This is a genomic window from Pseudomonas sp. FG35 (assembly GCF_057809295.1).
This window is the reverse complement of sequence record NZ_JBMDJR010000011.1, coordinates 17,110-32,731: the sequence shown is the minus strand read 5'-3', so window position 1 is coordinate 32,731 and position 15,622 is coordinate 17,110. Positions and strand designations below refer to the sequence as shown.

13 protein-coding genes are annotated in these 15,622 nt (G+C 60.1%); 2 read left to right on the top strand and 11 right to left on the bottom strand.

Annotation, left to right across the window (positions count from 1 at the left end):
• The first annotated feature begins 5 nt into the window (after positions 1-5).
• A complete protein-coding gene (gene cobA / locus ACODTD_RS21305; protein ID WP_201817793.1) occupies positions 6-758 on the top strand; it encodes a uroporphyrinogen-III C-methyltransferase in 753 nt (250 codons plus the stop codon).
• A gap of 75 nt (positions 759-833) precedes the next feature.
• Here cobA and ACODTD_RS21300 read toward each other — a convergent pair whose 3' ends face one another.
• From ACODTD_RS21300 to ppsA, 8 genes are all read right to left on the bottom strand, one after another.
• Complete coding sequence (locus ACODTD_RS21300; protein ID WP_011333252.1) at positions 834-1,868, bottom strand: OmpA family protein; 1,035 nt, start codon at positions 1,866-1,868, stop codon at positions 834-836.
• 107 nt (positions 1,869-1,975) lie between these two features.
• On the bottom strand, positions 1,976-2,566 hold the full coding sequence (gene sigX / locus ACODTD_RS21295; RefSeq protein ID WP_011333251.1) for an RNA polymerase sigma factor SigX: 591 nt from the start codon (positions 2,564-2,566) through the stop codon (positions 1,976-1,978).
• A gap of 90 nt (positions 2,567-2,656) precedes the next feature.
• A complete protein-coding gene (locus ACODTD_RS21290) occupies positions 2,657-3,481 on the bottom strand; it encodes a mechanosensitive ion channel family protein (protein WP_007951987.1) in 825 nt (274 codons plus the stop codon).
• A 2-nt stretch (positions 3,482-3,483) separates the two neighbouring features.
• Positions 3,484-3,732, bottom strand: a complete 249-nt coding sequence (locus ACODTD_RS21285; protein WP_007951986.1) for a hypothetical protein — start codon at positions 3,730-3,732, stop codon at positions 3,484-3,486.
• Between the two features lie 63 nt (positions 3,733-3,795).
• Entirely contained in the window at positions 3,796-4,791 is a 996-nt protein-coding gene (locus tag ACODTD_RS21280; RefSeq protein WP_011333249.1) for a zinc transporter ZntB, read from the bottom strand.
• A 24-nt stretch (positions 4,792-4,815) separates the two neighbouring features.
• A complete protein-coding gene (gene rraA / locus ACODTD_RS21275; RefSeq protein ID WP_011333248.1) occupies positions 4,816-5,307 on the bottom strand; it encodes a ribonuclease E activity regulator RraA in 492 nt (163 codons plus the stop codon).
• A gap of 226 nt (positions 5,308-5,533) precedes the next feature.
• Entirely contained in the window at positions 5,534-6,523 is a 990-nt protein-coding gene (locus ACODTD_RS21270) for an alpha/beta fold hydrolase (RefSeq protein WP_011333247.1), read from the bottom strand.
• Between the two features lie 98 nt (positions 6,524-6,621).
• Positions 6,622-8,997: a phosphoenolpyruvate synthase gene (gene ppsA, locus ACODTD_RS21265; RefSeq protein ID WP_011333246.1), complete on the bottom strand. Its 2,376-nt coding sequence runs from the start codon at positions 8,995-8,997 to the stop codon at positions 6,622-6,624.
• Between the two features lie 174 nt (positions 8,998-9,171).
• Between ppsA and ppsR the strand changes: the two genes are divergently transcribed.
• Entirely contained in the window at positions 9,172-9,990 is an 819-nt protein-coding gene (gene ppsR, locus ACODTD_RS21260) for a posphoenolpyruvate synthetase regulatory kinase/phosphorylase PpsR (RefSeq protein WP_011333245.1), read from the top strand.
• On the opposite strand, the gene prpD is transcribed toward ppsR, so the two are convergent.
• The 3 genes from prpD to acnD all read right to left on the bottom strand — a co-directional run bounded on the left by prpD (position 9,983) and on the right by acnD (position 15,614).
• Positions 9,983-11,467: a 2-methylcitrate dehydratase gene (prpD, locus tag ACODTD_RS21255; protein ID WP_011333244.1), complete on the bottom strand. Its 1,485-nt coding sequence runs from the start codon at positions 11,465-11,467 to the stop codon at positions 9,983-9,985. The two genes, ppsR and prpD, sit on opposite strands and share 8 nt — an antisense overlap.
• 307 nt (positions 11,468-11,774) lie before the next feature.
• Positions 11,775-12,965: a 2-methylaconitate cis-trans isomerase PrpF gene (gene prpF, locus ACODTD_RS21250; protein ID WP_489105166.1), complete on the bottom strand. Its 1,191-nt coding sequence runs from the start codon at positions 12,963-12,965 to the stop codon at positions 11,775-11,777.
• A 54-nt stretch (positions 12,966-13,019) separates the two neighbouring features.
• Positions 13,020-15,614, bottom strand: coding sequence for a Fe/S-dependent 2-methylisocitrate dehydratase AcnD (gene acnD / locus ACODTD_RS21245; protein ID WP_489105165.1), 2,595 nt, complete (start codon positions 15,612-15,614; stop codon positions 13,020-13,022).
• Between the last annotated feature and the right edge of the window lie 8 nt (positions 15,615-15,622).

Here is a 15,622-nt window from a genome sequence, read left to right as displayed (position 1 = left end):
ACACCATGAACGCGAAAGTCTGGCTGGTGGGCGCGGGCCCCGGTGATCCTGAACTGCTGACGCTAAAAGCCGTACGTGCCTTGCGCGAGGCCGAGGTGGTACTGATCGACGATCTGGTCAATGACGCGGTGCTCGAACACTGCCCTGCTGCACGGATCATCGCGGTCGGCAAACGCGGCGGCTGCCGCTCGACGCCCCAGGCGTTCATCCATCGGCTGATGCTGCGATATGCCCGTCAGGGCAAATGCGTGGTGCGGCTCAAGGGCGGCGATCCGTGCATTTTCGGGCGTGGAGGTGAGGAAGCGCAGTGGTTGCGCGAGCGCGGGGTCGAGGTGGAACTGGTCAATGGCATCACCGCCGGACTGGCCGGCGCGACCCAGTGTGATATTCCGCTGACGTTGCGCGGCGTGGCCCGAGGCGTGACGCTGGTCACGGCCCATACCCAGGACGACAGCCACTTGAACTGGCGGGCGCTGGCGCAAGGCGGGACGACGCTGGTGATTTACATGGGAGTGGCGAAGCTCGGAGAGATTCGCGAGCAGCTGTTGGCTGGGGGGATGGCAGCGGATACGCCGGTGGCGATGATCGAGAACGCCTCGTTGCCAGAGCAGCGCGAATGCCGCAGCGATCTGACAGCGATGGAAGACGACGCCCTTGGTTTCCAGCTCAAGAGCCCTGCGATTCTGGTCATAGGCGCCGTCGCAGCAGCGGCGACCCAGGTCGGTTCGATTGGCTGGGCAGCCGATCGCCTGGCCTGACAATCTCTGGATTCACCAAACCGCAGGCAAAGAAAAGCCCGGCCTAAGCCGGGCTTTTCTCGTAGCGGCAGCTAATTACTTAGCTTGAGCTTCAACCTGCGCTTCTACGCGACGGTTAACAGCACGGCCAGCTTCAGTTTTGTTGTCAGCAACTGGGCGGGATTCGCCGTAGCCGATCGACTGAACGCGGGACGATTCAACACCGTACTGGTTGGTCAGAACTTGCTTAACGGCGTTTGCACGACGCTCGGACAGTTTCTGGTTGTAAGCGTCAGGACCGACGGAGTCAGTGTGACCTTCAACAGTAGTGGTGGTGGATGGGTACTGCTTCATGAAGTCAGCCAGGTTTTTGATGTCGCCGTAGCTGTTTGGCTTCACAACCGACTTGTCGAAGTCGAACTTAACGTCCAGCTCAACACGAACAACTTCAGCAACTGCAGGGCAGCCATCAGCGTCAACAGTTACGTTGGCTGGGGTGTCCGGGCACTTGTCAACGTTGTCGCAAACGCCGTCGTTGTCGCTGTCGGAGCAGACTTCAGCTGGTGCTGGAACTGGAGCAGCGGCTGGCTTGGAGCCGCCACCGAAGTTCACACCGATACCGACGCTAGGAGCCCACTCGGTGTCGCCCTGGTCGATGTTGTACTGAGCTTCAACGCCAGCACGGGCGTAGAAGTTGTCAGTGAAGTACAGCTTGGCACCGGCGCCCAGGTTGGCGAAGGTGGAACGGTTGCGACCGTTCGAACCGTTCTGGTCGATGCTCTGGTCAGAGAAACCGGCCGAAACGTATGGACGCAGCATGTCGCCTGGGTTGTTGAAGTGGTACAGAGCGTCCAGAGCGGTGTTGGCGCCCTTGACGTTCTTGCCATCGTCGGCACGCACGTTGTGCACTTCGTCGTAGCCCAGACGCAGTTCAACGTCGTCGGTCAGGAAGTAACCGATCGAACCGCCGAACAGGTTGCCGTTGTTCTTGAAGTTACGAGCGCTGTCGAATTGTTCTTTCTTTGCGAAGCCTTCGATTTCAACTGCGCCTTGGCCTTGTGCCAGAGCGCCGAAAGAAGTGGCGGCAATCAAAGAACCAATGGCCAAGCCCAAGGTGTTTTTCAGTTTCATCCGTTAAATCCCCATCTGGTGATTGTGAAGCAGTCCCGCAAACCGGGGGACAACTCGGCGGCAAGTCTATCAGAACTTGCCTACACGTAAGAGATATTTGCGCCGAACTAAGTTTCAGCAATGCCTGCAAATTTCTCACGCAATTTATCAAGAGCGCGTTTGTAACGCATTTTTGTCGCACTCAACCCCATGTGCATGATGTCTGCGATCTCCTGAAACTCCAGCTCTGCGACAAATCGTAGCACCAGAATTTCCCGATCAATCGGGTTCACATACACCAGCCAGCGATCCAGTCCGCCCTTCTCCTCGGGTTTCGGCGCCTTTTCTTCGGACGCTTCCTCGAGGGGGTCAAGACTCAGTGCGTCCATCAAGCGACGCTTTCGCCGTTCCTTCCGATACTGTGTGATGCATTCGTTGTAGGTGATGCTGTACAGCCATGTCTTGAACTTCGATTTCCCCTCGAAGTTCTTCAGCCCGTACAGCACCTTCAACATCACTTCCTGACAGACATCGTCTGCATCGCGATCGTTCCCAAGATATCGTGCGCACACGTTAAATAATGTCCGCTGGTAACGCCGCATCAGTTCTTCATACGCACGCGTCACGTGAAAAAGCTCGGTATGCGAGCGCGCGACCAACTCCTCATCAGAGAGCTCGCGGGGGTCGTAGCGCGTGGATAGCGTTTGGGCTTTATTCAAAACAAGTCGTGCCGACAGTCAGGTCAATGTCCACCGCAGCCAGCGACAGCTGGCATTTTGCGGCGGCATACATTAGCAGGGTTTGCCGGGTTAGCGGCTACTCACATGCTGCTCCAGCAGGATCCGATTGGAGAGAGAGACTAGCTCACCCTCATCGGTCAGCAATGTGGTCTTAACCGTGCCGATCTCTTCGATCTGGCCTTCGACCTCGCCAATACGCACTTGTTGCCCAACCTGATACAACTCACGCACATAGATTCCCGCAAGAATCTGACCGGCAATTTCCCGGCTTCCCAAGCCCATGGCCAGCGCAACCGCCAGACCAACGGTAATCAATACGATGACGATCACATGGTTCAGCAGGTCGGTCTTGACCTCCAGCTGACTGATCGCGACCGAAATGCTGATGATGATCACCAAGCCCTGGGCAATTCGCCCAAGGCCGGAAGCGTAGTCCAGGCCTACGCCTTCTGCCGCCCCGCGAACCAGGCCATTGGCCAGTTGCGCAAGAAGGACACCCACCAGCAACACCAGCGCCGCGCCGAACACTTTTGGCAAATACAGCGCGAGCATGTCAAGCGTAGCTGAAACTCGCTCAAGTCCAAGGGATTCTGCTGCCGAAACCAGAAAAATCAGCAGAACGAACCAATAGACGATTTTACCGATCAACGTGGAGATCGGCACTTGCAGCCCCGCGCGGGACATCAATTTGGTCAGGCCGGTGCCGCCCATCAGGCGATCAAGCCCCAGTTTGGCCAGCAATTTGGACAGCAAGGTGTCCAGCAGCTTGGCCACGACAAAACCCAATAGCAACACAACCAGTGCGCCGAACAGGTTCGGAATGAAGTTAGCGACTTTGGTCCACAACGCAGTCATTGCAGTGACGAGGCTCTGAGTCCAGAGATCAAGTTCCATATTCAATCAGCCTTATCAGCAGTGCGAGCGGTAGGTTTACGGAGACGGGAGACCGGCGCGACATGGGCCGAGCCATTATTCAGGGCGATCATCAGCGCGGGCAGCCAGCGGCCCAGCAGGCTGAACAGATCGCCGGCGCCAACCTGGCGGTTGGCGGTTTTGAGTACGCGGCCCAGACAGGCATCGTCGTCGCGGCTGGACGGCGAGGCGTTGAGCATGTCGCGCAAAGACTGTTCAAACGGATCGTGCATACGCACCTCTCGTGATGTCTGTGAAAGACGCGGGCAAATTTGGTCGGGTCACATGGCGCATCGTCATACCCAGCGCAAACGGCGGAACAACCACCATTGTCCGAACGCCAGGGCGAGCACCGTCAGACAGGCGATCAGGAAACCATAAGGGCTGCTCGAGAATGGAATGCCGCCGACATTGATGCCCAGCAGACCGGTAATAAAACTCATCGGCAAGAAGATGCAGGTAATGATGCCGAAGCGATACATCGTGCGATTCATGTGCACGCTCAAGCGCCGGTCTTCGGCCTCCAGCACAAGCCCCACGCGCTCTCGGGTCAATTCGAGCTCTTCAAGATAACGGGTCAGGCTGTTGTTCAATTCGTTCCAGTAGTCGGCATCGTCATCGACGAACCACGGCAGTTTTATCCGCGTCAGCTGTCCGAAAATATCCCGCTGCGGTGCCAGAAAACGCTTCAGTCCGGCGGCCCGGCGACGGATGTGCAAAATGGCGCCGTGCTCGGGGGTATACCGTTCGTCGGCATCCAGTTTTTCTTCCTCTTCATCGACCACTTCGGAGAGGCAAGTCACCAGATCCTGCACCTTGTTGGTGAGGAATTGCGCCAGATAGAGCATCAATTCGGACGAGGTTTTCGGCCCCTTGCCCTCGCCCAGCATCACCAGCAACTCGTCGGTGGCGCGCAACGGACGCAAACGCAGGGAAATCACCCGCTGGGCCGAAGCAAAAATCCGCACCGATACCATGTCTTCCGGCTCGGCGCCCGGGTTGAGATTGACCCCGCGCAAAAACAGCAACAGCTCGGAATCCGGCAGCGGCAACAGGCGTGGGCGGGTGTTTTCTTCCAGCAGCAGATCGCAGGTGAACTCGTTGAGCCCACTGGATTTGCGCAGCCAGGTCTGGGTCTGCGGGTGACTGCGATCCCAGTGCAGCCACAGGCTTTCATGAGCCTGCAGCTGCAGATCGTCGAGATCAGTCCGGGCTATCGAACGCGCACCGCCTTTACCGTCCAGCACCAGGGCATGCACCAGCCCCCATTGCGCGTTTTCTTCCTCGAACATCCTCACCCCTGTGATGACCGCGATTTATTCAGGCATTTTCAACGGACTTGGCGAGATGATCACGCCATTGTTGTCCGCATAGATGTACTGACCGGGATGGAAGGTCACACCCGCGAAGGTCACCGGCACGTTGAGGTCGCCGAGACCGCGTTTTTCAGTCTTTTTCGGATGGCTGGCCAGGGCCTGCACGCCAAGATCGGTCTGGGCGATGACGTCCACATCACGGATGCAGCCGTAGATGACCAGCCCTTCCCAACCGTTTTTCGCGGCTTTCTCGGCGATCATGTCGCCCAGCAGTGCGCAGCGCAGCGAGCCACCGCCATCGACCACCAGCACCTTGCCGTTGCCCTTGAGCTCGGCTTGTTCCTTGACCAGCGAGTTGTCTTCGAAGCATTTGATGGTCACGATTTCGCCACCGAACGAATCACGGCCGCCGAAATTGCTGAACATCGGTTCCAGCACCTGAACCAGCTCCGGATAGGCGTCGCACAGGTCAGGCGTAAGGTAATGGTTCATCGAAAAACTCCTGTAACAAGGAAGACGATCAAGGATGTCGCACTCTTTTGAAACGAGTTCCGGCGGTCGCTGTTTACCTTAGCCCATGTCATGGTCGCTGAACGAACCTGAACACAAGCTGAAACGTAATAGCGAAACAGTCACCAAATATGACCAGAACCGTCCAATGCGTCATATCTTAGCCGCAAGCCGACGCGAACGAAATGCCCTTTTCAGGGCGCCGCGTTCAGACCGCTGCCGCCAGATCCGGCTTCTCGCCAAGCAATGGCGTGTGCTGATCTGCCAGCCAGCGCGCCACCAGCGGCCAGACCTCAGCCTGCGCCGCCTTGCTGACCAGCATTTCGACATGGCCGAACTGATCGTTGAAGCCCTGCTCTCGGCCCAGATTGATGAACTGCTTGTGCTCGGAGCCAATCTGTTCGAACAGCTTCCGGCAGGCCCAGGCCGGATCCTGATGATCCCCCGCAGCGCTCACCGCCAGCACCGGCACCTGCACATCGGCCAGGCCTGCCCACCAATCCTTGTCCTTGTCGCCGAAACGACCGAACAGCCCGTACCAGCGCATGCTTTCCAGCGCCAGACCGATCGGCTCGTCCTCGGGGCCGCGCTTGAGTCGCGAGCCGGACAACTGGGCAAAACGCTTGAGAATGAAGCGCCCGCTCCATTCCACCGGCGGAATCTTCAACGGCCAGTAGGTGCGGCTGACCTGGGTGCCGAAAAACGCCGCCGACGCCACCGCAGGCTCACCGAGGTATTCGCCGCCCAACGCGGCTGCCAGCGTGATGCCACCCAGCGAGTGGCCGATCCAGTGCGGAATCTGCCCGCTCTGCTCACGGACGAACGCGGCAATCGCCGGCAGATCGTAACGGGCATAGTCGGCGACCCGGTTGCGGCGGTAGTCCTCGTTGCGCTGGGACAGGCCATGACCGCGCATTTCCGGGATCCACACATCGAAGCCCAGTCGCGTCAGATAGGCGCCAAGGCCTAGGCCTTTTGGCGAAAACCAGAAGCGCCGGTTGGAAAAACTGCCGTGCAGCAAGATCACCGGCACGCCGCGCGACGCCGGCTCATCGGCCATGCCGAGACGGGTCACCGCGATTTCCACGGACCAGTCAGGGCTGTTGCCCGGTTTCAAACGATAAACGTCTTCGCTCAGATCACCGCGTCGCTCGGCGCTGATCAGGGCGACAGGAAATAGGTTGCTGCTGCTTTGCATAATGCTCTTGCACAAAAAAGGGCGGCATCCGGAGAGCTCGCCCTACTTCAATCTTAAAGCCCCGACCCGGTTCAACGGGCCGGGGCTTCATTCACGGCTTATTCCGCCGCCTGGCCTTCGGCAAGGAAGAACCAGGTTTCCAGCACGGTGTCCGGGTTCAGCGACACGCTTTCGATGCCCTGCTCCATCAGCCACTTGGCCAGGTCCGGGTGGTCCGAAGGACCCTGACCGCAGATGCCGATGTACTTGCCGGCCTTGTTGCACGCGGCAATCGCGTTGGCCAGCAGTTTCTTGACCGCCGGATTACGCTCGTCGAACAGGTGCGCGATGATCCCGGAGTCACGGTCCAGACCCAGTGTCAGCTGAGTCAGGTCGTTGGAGCCGATCGAGAAACCATCGAAGAATTCGAGGAATTCTTCCGCCAGGATCGCGTTGGACGGCAGTTCGCACATCATGATCACGCGCAGACCGTTGTCGCCACGGGCCAGGCCGTTTTCGGCGAGCAGATCCACCACCTGGCTGGCTTCGCCGAGGGTACGGACGAACGGCACCATGATTTCGACGTTGGTCAGGCCCATCTCGTTGCGTACGCGTTTCAGCGCACGGCACTCGAGTTCGAAGCAGTCACGGAACGATTCACTGATGTAACGCGAAGCGCCACGGAAGCCCAGCATCGGGTTTTCTTCTTCCGGCTCGTACAGCTTGCCGCCGATCAGGTTGGCGTACTCGTTGGACTTGAAGTCCGACAGACGCACGATGACCTTCTTCGGTGCAAACGCAGCGGCCAGGGTGCTGATGCCTTCAACCAGCTTCTCGACATAGAAGCCGACCGGATCGTCGTAACCGGCGATGCGCTTGTCGACGCTTTCCTTGATGTCCTGCGGCAGGCCGTCGTAGTTCAACAGCGCTTTCGGGTGGACGCCGATCATGCGGTTGATGATGAACTCCAGACGGGCCAGGCCCACACCGGCGTTCGGTAGCTGCGCGAAGTCGAAGGCGCGATCCGGGTTGCCGACGTTCATCATGATCTTGAACGGCAGCTCCGGCATGGCGTCGACGGAGTTCTTCTTGATGTCGAAGCCCAGTTCGCCTTCGAAGATGTAACCGGTGTCGCCTTCGGCGCAGGACACGGTCACGCCTTGGCCATCCTTCAGCAGTTGGGTGGCGTTGCCGCAACCCACGACTGCAGGAATCCCCAGCTCACGGGCGATGATCGCCGCGTGGCAGGTACGGCCACCACGGTTGGTGACGATGGCGCTGGCGCGCTTCATGACCGGCTCCCAGTCCGGGTCGGTCATGTCGGAGACCAGCACGTCTCCCGGCTGGACCTTGTCCATCTCGGAGACGTCCTTGATGATCCGCACCTTGCCGGCGCCGATGCGCTGGCCGATGGCACGACCTTCCACCAGCACGGTGCCGGTTTCTTTCAGCAGGTAACGTTCCATGACGTTGGCCTGGGTGCGACTTTTCACGGTTTCCGGACGGGCCTGCACGATGTACAGCTTGCCGTCGTCACCGTCCTTGGCCCACTCGATGTCCATCGGGCAGCCATAATGCTTCTCGATGATCATCGCCTGCTTGGCCAGCTCGCTGACTTCAGCGTCGGTCAGGCAGAAACGCGCGCGCTCGGCCTTGTCGACATCAACGGTTTTCACGGAACGACCGGCCTTGGCCTCGTCGCCGTAGATCATCTTGATGGCCTTGCTGCCCAGGTTGCGACGCAGGATCGCCGGGCGACCGGCCTCCAGCGTGCCCTTGTGGACATAGAATTCGTCCGGGTTCACCGCGCCTTGCACGACGGTTTCGCCCAGGCCGTAGGCGCCGGTGATGAACACCACGTCACGGAAGCCGGATTCGGTATCGAGGGTGAACATCACGCCGGCGGTGCCGGTTTCCGAACGCACCATGCGCTGCACGCCGGCCGACAGGGCGACCAGCTTGTGGTCGAAGCCCTGGTGCACGCGGTAGGAAATGGCGCGGTCGTTGAACAGGGAAGCGAACACTTCCTTGGCCGCGCGGATGACGTTTTCCACGCCACGGATGTTCAGGAAGGTTTCCTGCTGACCGGCGAACGAAGCGTCCGGCAAGTCTTCGGCGGTGGCGGAGGAACGCACGGCCACGGCCACGTCAGGGTTACCGGCCGACAGCGCGGCGAACGCGGTGCGGATCTCGGTGTTCAGTTTTTCAGGGAATTCGGCTTCCATGATCCATTGGCGGATCTGGGCGCCGGTCTTGGCCAGGGCATTGACGTCATCGACGTCCAGCGCATCGAGGGCCTTGTGGATCTGATCGTTCAGACCGCTCAGTTCCAGGAAATCACGATAGGCCTGCGCCGTGGTGGCGAAGCCGCCGGGGACCGAAACACCGGCACCGGCCAGGTTACTGATCATCTCGCCCAGGGATGCGTTCTTGCCCCCCACATGCTCAACATCGTGTTTGCCGAGCTTATCGAGGGAAACTACGTACTCTACCAAGGTGATCTCTCCACTAACTGTGTTGGAAAAGCTCAGAAACCGGCGGCTCGGGGGAGCGTTGGCCGGCTGTATGGCCTGGACCTGGAAAATAAGTGAGAATGCGGGCCAATGGCGGCCGGCAAATCGCGCCTATCATATCCAAGATTCGTCACTAGCTTAAGGCCCAAGGTGCAAATGAAACGATCTGCTTTCTTTATCTCCGATGGCACCGGCATCACCGCCGAAACCCTGGGTCAAAGCCTTCTGGCGCAGTTCGAAAACATTACCTTCAGCAAATTCACGCGGCCGTACATCGACAGCGTTGAAAAAGCGCGGGCCATGGTACAACAAATCAACAAAGCCGCTGAAACCGACGGTTTCCGGCCGATCATCTTCGACACCATCGTCAACCAGGACATCCGTGAGATTCTCGCAACCTCCAATGGTTTCATGATCGACATTTTCTCGACGTTCCTCGCCCCGCTCGAGCAGGAACTGACCGAGCATTCTTCCTACACCGTCGGCAAATCCCACTCCATCGGCCACAACTCCAATTACATGGAGCGGATCGAGGCGGTGAACTTCGCCCTCGACAACGACGACGGCGCCCGCACCCACTATTACGACAAGGCCGACCTGATACTAGTGGGCGTGTCGCGTTGTGGTAAGACGCCGACGTGTCTGTACATGGCGATGCAGTTCGGCATCCGTGCGGCCAACTACCCGCTGACCGAAGACGACATGGAACGCCTGCAACTGCCGGCCGCCCTGCGTGCTCACCAGCACAAGCTGTTCGGCCTGACTATCGATCCGGACCGCCTCACCGCGATCCGCAACGAACGCAAGCCCAACAGCCGCTATTCGAGCTACGCCCAGTGCGAGTTCGAAGTGCGCGAAGTGGAAAACCTGTTCCGCCGCGAGAACATTCCGCACATCAACTCCACGCATTTCTCCGTTGAAGAAATCTCCGCGAAGATCCTCGTGGAAAAAGGCGTGGAGCGGCGCTTCAAATAACCAATAAATCCATAAACCGATTCACCGGCGTGGCTTCAAGCCGCGCCGAATCCTTGCACAGCGCAAGAATCTCCCCGCTGCGCTGCCCGGTGAAACGGGTGGCCAGATTTGCCCTGAACTTGTCCTCCAGCAATGGAATGCCCTCGGCGCGACGCCGGCGATGGCCGATCGGGTATTCCACCACCACGTTTTCCGTGCTCGAACCGTCCTTGAAAAACACCTGCACCGCGTTGGCAATCGAGCGTTTGTCGGCCTCCAGATATTCACGGGTGAAGCGCGGATCTTCGACGATGACCATTTTCTCGCGCAGCACATCGATGATCGGATGGGCCTTGTGGAAATCATCCTCGTACTGCTCCGCTACCAGATTGCCGAACGCCAGCGGCACGGCGGTCATGTACTGGAGGCAGTGATCGCGGTCGGCGGCATTGGCCAACGGCCCGACCTTGGAAATGATGCGGATCGCCGACTCGTGGGTAGTGATGACGATCCGATCAATTTCATGCAGACGATTGCGTACCTGCGGATGCAGGGTCACGGCGGCCTCGCAGGCGGTTTGCGCGTGAAACTCGGCGGGGAAGCTGATCTTGAACAGCACGTTTTCCATCACGTAACTGCCGAACGGTCGCGAGAAGCTGAAGGTGCGTTTGTCTTCGGGTTTGAGCGCCAGATCGTTGTTGGTGTGGCTGAACAGAACGTCGTAAAAGCCCCACTGTCTGGCACTCAAGACGCCGGGAATGCCCATTTCGCCGCGCATCGCGATATCCGCCAGCCGCACGCCCCGGCTCGATGCATCCCCTGCCGCCCAGGATTTACGCGAGCCGGCGTTTGGTGCATGGCGGTAAGTGCGCAATGCCTGGCCGTCGGCGAACGCGTGAGACAACGCCGATAACAACTGCTCACGGTTGGCGCCCATCAGCTTGGCGGTCACGGCGGTCGAGGCGACTTTCACCAGAATGACATGGTCGAGGCCTACGCGATTGAAGGAGTTCTCCAGCGCGATCACGCCCTGGATTTCGTGGGCCATGATCATGGCTTCAAGTACATCGCGCACGGTCAGCGGCGCTTCGCCGTTGGCCAGACGCTTTTGCGACAGGTGATCGGCCACCGCGAGAATCCCACCGAGGTTGTCCGACGGATGGCCCCATTCGGCGGCGAGCCAGGTGTCGTTGTAATCGAGCCAGCGCACGATGCAACCGATGTCCCACGCCGCTTTCACTGGGTCGAGGCGATAGGAGGTGCCAGGGACTCGGGCGCCGAATGGGACGACGGTGCCTTCGACGATTGGGCCAAGGTGTTTGGTGCATTCGGGGAAACGCAGGGCCAGCAGGCCGCAGCCCAGGGTGTCCATCAGGCAGTTGCGGGCGGTGTCGAGGGCTTCGGCGGATGTGATTTTGTAGCTGAGGACGTAATCGGCGATATCCTGCAGGACATGGTCGTAGTCGGGGCGGTTGTTCAGGTCGACGTTGGCGCTCATTGCGGTTCTCCTGGTGGGGAATGATGAGTGGTGGGGTCTTCCTCAGGGGCTGGTTGTTTTTTTGTTTAGAGCAGATCGTGGGTGTCTGCTTTGGGGTGTTTCTTCAGTTGGATTGTTGCCCTCACCCTAGCCCTCTCCCGGGGGGAGAGGGGTCCGAATGGGGGATATTCAAGCGTTACGCCGACCTGAACGTCTTTCTGTGAATCCATAATCGCCAAGATGCTTCAGGTCGCAGGACATCTAATTACAACTCGGTCAGCCCCCTCTCCCTCCGGGAGAGGGCTGGGGTGAGGGTAGGCTCTTGATCTTAAAAAGAGTCGCCAGGAACGCGCACGTAACCTTCCATCAGGACGCGCGCACTGCGGCTCATGATCGCCTTCTTCACGACCCACTCACCGTTTTCCAGGCTGGCCTCAGCCCCCACGCGCAGGGTTCCGGACGGATGTCCAAAGCGCACAGCATTCCGCTCCACACCACCAGCCGCCAGATTCACCAAGGTGCCGGAGATAGCTGCTGCGGTACCAATCGCCACTGCCGCCGTCCCCATCATCGCGTGGTGCAGCTTGCCCATCGACAACGCCCGCACCAGCAAATCCACATCCCCGGCGCCAATGGCTTTGCCACTGGACGCGACGTAATCCGCAGGCTTGGCGACGAACGCTACCTTAGGCGTGTGCTGACGCCTGGCCGCTTCATCCAGACTGGAAATCAGCCCCATACGCAAAGCACCGTAGGCACGAATGGTCTCAAACATCTGCAACGCTTTCGGATCGCTGTTGATCGCGCTCTGCAATTCAGTACCGGTGTAACCGATGTCTTCGGCGTTGACGAAGATCGTCGGGATCCCTGCATTGATCATGGTCGCCTTGAACGTACCGACACCCGGAACTTCCAGCTCGTCGATCAGGTTGCCGGTGGGGAACATCGAGCCACCGCCGCCCTCTTCTTCCGCCGCCGGGTCCATGAATTCGACCTGGACTTCGGCGGCCGGAAAGGTCACGCCGTCGAGTTCGAAATCGCCGGTTTCCTGGACTTCGCCGTTGGTGATTGGCACATGGGCAATGATGGTTTTGCCGATGTTGGCCTGCCACACGCGAACCACCGCCACACCGTTGTGCGGAATGCGACTGGCGTCCACCAGACCGTTGCTGATGGCAAACGAGCCGACCGCCGCCGACAGGTTGCCGCAGTTGCCACTCCAGTCCACAAACGGCTTGTCGATCGACACCTGACCGAACAGGTAATCGACGTCGTGATCGGCCTTGATGCTTTTCGACAGGATTACGGTTTTGCTGGTGCTCGAGGTGGCGCCGCCCATGCCGTCGATCTGCTTGTCGTACGGATCAGGGCTGCCGATGACCCGCAGCAACAGCGCATCGCGGGCCGGGCCGGGAATCTGCGCGGCTTCGGGCAGCTCCTTGAGGCTGAAAAACACGCCTTTGCTGGTGCCACCACGCATGTAGGTGGCGGGGATTTTTATTTGCGGTGCGTGAGCCATGGTGCTCCTTAACGAAGACATGGGACTTGAAGTCCCATGCCCACATCAGTTGATTTAAACGGCAACCGCCGACTCTTCGAGGAAGTCCTGAGCGAAGCGCTGCAACACGCCGCCAGCCTCGTAGATCGACACTTCTTCGGCGGTGTCGAGGCGACAGGTCACCGGCACGTCGACGCGTTCGCCGTTCTTGCGATGGATCACCAGCGTCAGGTCGGCGCGCGGCGTGCGCTCACCGATCACGTCGTAGGTTTCACTGCCGTCGATGCCCAGAGTCTTGCGGTCAGTGCCCGGTTTGAATTCCAGTGGCAACACGCCCATGCCCACCAGGTTGGTGCGGTGAATGCGCTCGAAACCTTCGGCGGCAATCGCTTCCACCCCCGCCAGACGCACGCCTTTGGCCGCCCAGTCGCGGGACGAGCCCTGGCCGTAGTCGGCGCCGGCGATGATGATCAGCGGCTGCTTGCGCTCCATGTAGGTTTCGATGGCTTCCCACATGCGCATCACTTTGCCCTCCGGCTCGACACGGGCCAGCGAGCCCTGCCTGACCTTGCCGTTTTCCACGACCATTTCGTTGAACAGTTTCGGGTTGGCGAAGGTCGCGCGCTGTGCGGTCAAGTGGTCGCCCCGGTGGGTCGCGTAAGAGTTGAAGTCCTCTTCCGGCAGGCCCATTTTCGCCAGGTACTCACCGGCGGCGCTGTCGAGCATGATCGCGTTCGACGGCGACAGGTGATCGGTGGTGATGTTGTCCGGCAACACCGCCAGCGGGCGCATGCCTTTGAGCGGACGTGCCCCGGCCAGCGCGCCTTCCCAGTACGGCGGACGGCGGATGTAGGTGCTCATTTCGCGCCAGTCGTACAGCGGCGTGACTTTCGGGCCGGTGTCTTCATGAATGGCGAACATCGGGATGTAGACCTGACGGAACTGCTCAGGCTTGACCGAAGATTTCACCACCGCGTCGATTTCTTCGTCGCTCGGCCAGATGTCTTTCAGGCGGATTTCCTTGCCGTCGACCACGCCCAGCACATCTTTCTCGATATCGAAACGAATGGTGCCGGCGATCGCGTAGGCCACCACCAGCGGCGGCGAAGCGAGGAACGCCTGCTTGGCGTACGGGTGAATCCGCCCGTCGAAGTTACGGTTACCGGACAGCACAGCAGTGGCGTACAGGTCGCGGTCGATGATCTCTTGCTGGATCACCGGATCCAGCGCGCCGGACATGCCGTTGCAGGTGGTGCAGGCAAACGCGACAACGCCGAAACCGAGCTGCTCCAGCTCCGTGGTCAGCCCCGCTTCATCGAGGTACAGCGCCACGGTTTTCGAACCCGGCGCCAGCGACGACTTGACCCATGGCTTGCGGGTCAGCCCGAGCTTGTTGGCGTTGCGCGCCAGCAGGCCGGCGGCAATCACGTTGCGCGGGTTGCTGGTGTTGGTGCAACTGGTGATGGCGGCGATGATCACCGCGCCGTCAGGCATTTGCCCCGGCACTTCTTCCCACTGACCGGCGATGCCTTTGGCCGCCAGATCCGACACCGCCACGCGAGCGTGCGGGTTGCTCGGGCCGGCCATGTTGCGCACCACCGAAGACAGATCGAAGGTCAGGCCGCGCTCGTATTGCGCGCCTTTCAGGCTGTCGGCCCACAGGCCGATCTGCTTGGCGTATTGCTCGACCAGTTGCACTTGCTGGTCTTCGCGACCGGTGAGTTTCAGGTAATCGATGGTCTGCTGGTCGATGTAGAACATCGCCGCGGTGGCGCCGTATTCCGGGGCCATGTTGGAGATGGTCGCGCGGTCGCCGAGGGTCAGCGCGGAAGCACCTTCGCCGAAAAACTCCAGCCATGCGCCGACCACTTTCTGTTTGCGCAGATATTCGGTCAGCGCCAGCACCATGTCGGTGGCGGTGATGCCCGGTTGCAGCTTGCCGGTCAGTTCGACGCCGACGCTTTCCGGCAGGCGCATCCACGAGGCGCGGCCGAGCATCACGCTCTCGGCTTCAAGCCCACCGACGCCGATGGCGATCACGCCCAGCGCATCAACGTGCGGGGTGTGGCTGTCGGTGCCGACGCAGGTATCCGGGAACGCCACGCCGTCGCGCACCTGGATCACCGGAGACATTTTCTCCAGATTGATCTGGTGCATGATGCCGTTGCCCGGCGGGATGACGTCGACGTTCTTGAACGCCTTCTTGGTCCAGTTGATGAAGTGGAAACGGTCTTCGTTGCGACGGTCTTCGATGGCGCGGTTCTTCTCGAACGCCTGGGCGTCAAAACCGCCCGCCTCCACCGCCAGCGAGTGGTCGACGATGAGTTGCGTCGGCACCACCGGGTTGACCTGCGCCGGGTCGCCGCCCTGCTGGGCAATCGCGTCGCGCAGGCCGGCCAGGTCCACCAGCGCGGTCTGGCCGAGAATGTCGTGGCACACCACGCGGGCCGGGAACCACGGGAAGTCGAGGTCGCGTTTGCGCTCGATCAGCTGTTTCAGGGAATCGGTGAGCGTGGCCGGGTCGCAGCGCCGCACGAGGTTTTCCGCCAGCACGCGAGAGGTGTACGGCAGGGTGTCGTAGCTGCCCGGCTGGATCGCATCGACTGCCGCGCGGACGTCGAAGAAGTCCAGCGGCGTGCCGGGCAGGTTCTTGCGAAATTCTGTGTTCATCGGTCAGG

What these genes read in the sequence shown, in the direction of transcription:
- acnD (WP_489105165.1), bottom strand. Translation starts at nt 15,614, where the DNA reads ATGAACACAGAATTTCGCAAGAACCTGCCCGGCACGCCGCTGGACTTC.
- ACODTD_RS21270 (WP_011333247.1), bottom strand. Translation starts at nt 6,523, where the DNA reads ATGCAAAGCAGCAGCAACCTATTTCCTGTCGCCCTGATCAGCGCCGAG.
- rraA (WP_011333248.1), bottom strand. Translation starts at nt 5,307, where the DNA reads ATGAACCATTACCTTACGCCTGACCTGTGCGACGCCTATCCGGAGCTG.
- ACODTD_RS21285 (WP_007951986.1), bottom strand. Translation starts at nt 3,732, where the DNA reads ATGCACGATCCGTTTGAACAGTCTTTGCGCGACATGCTCAACGCCTCG.
- prpF (WP_489105166.1), bottom strand. Translation starts at nt 12,965, where the DNA reads ATGGCTCACGCACCGCAAATAAAAATCCCCGCCACCTACATGCGTGGT.
- ppsR (WP_011333245.1), top strand. Translation starts at nt 9,172, where the DNA reads ATGAAACGATCTGCTTTCTTTATCTCCGATGGCACCGGCATCACCGCC.
- ACODTD_RS21290 (WP_007951987.1), bottom strand. Translation starts at nt 3,481, where the DNA reads ATGGAACTTGATCTCTGGACTCAGAGCCTCGTCACTGCAATGACTGCG.
- ACODTD_RS21300 (WP_011333252.1), bottom strand. Translation starts at nt 1,868, where the DNA reads ATGAAACTGAAAAACACCTTGGGCTTGGCCATTGGTTCTTTGATTGCC.
- ACODTD_RS21280 (WP_011333249.1), bottom strand. Translation starts at nt 4,791, where the DNA reads ATGTTCGAGGAAGAAAACGCGCAATGGGGGCTGGTGCATGCCCTGGTG.
- prpD (WP_011333244.1), bottom strand. Translation starts at nt 11,467, where the DNA reads ATGAGCGCCAACGTCGACCTGAACAACCGCCCCGACTACGACCATGTC.
- cobA (WP_201817793.1), top strand. Translation starts at nt 6, where the DNA reads ATGAACGCGAAAGTCTGGCTGGTGGGCGCGGGCCCCGGTGATCCTGAA.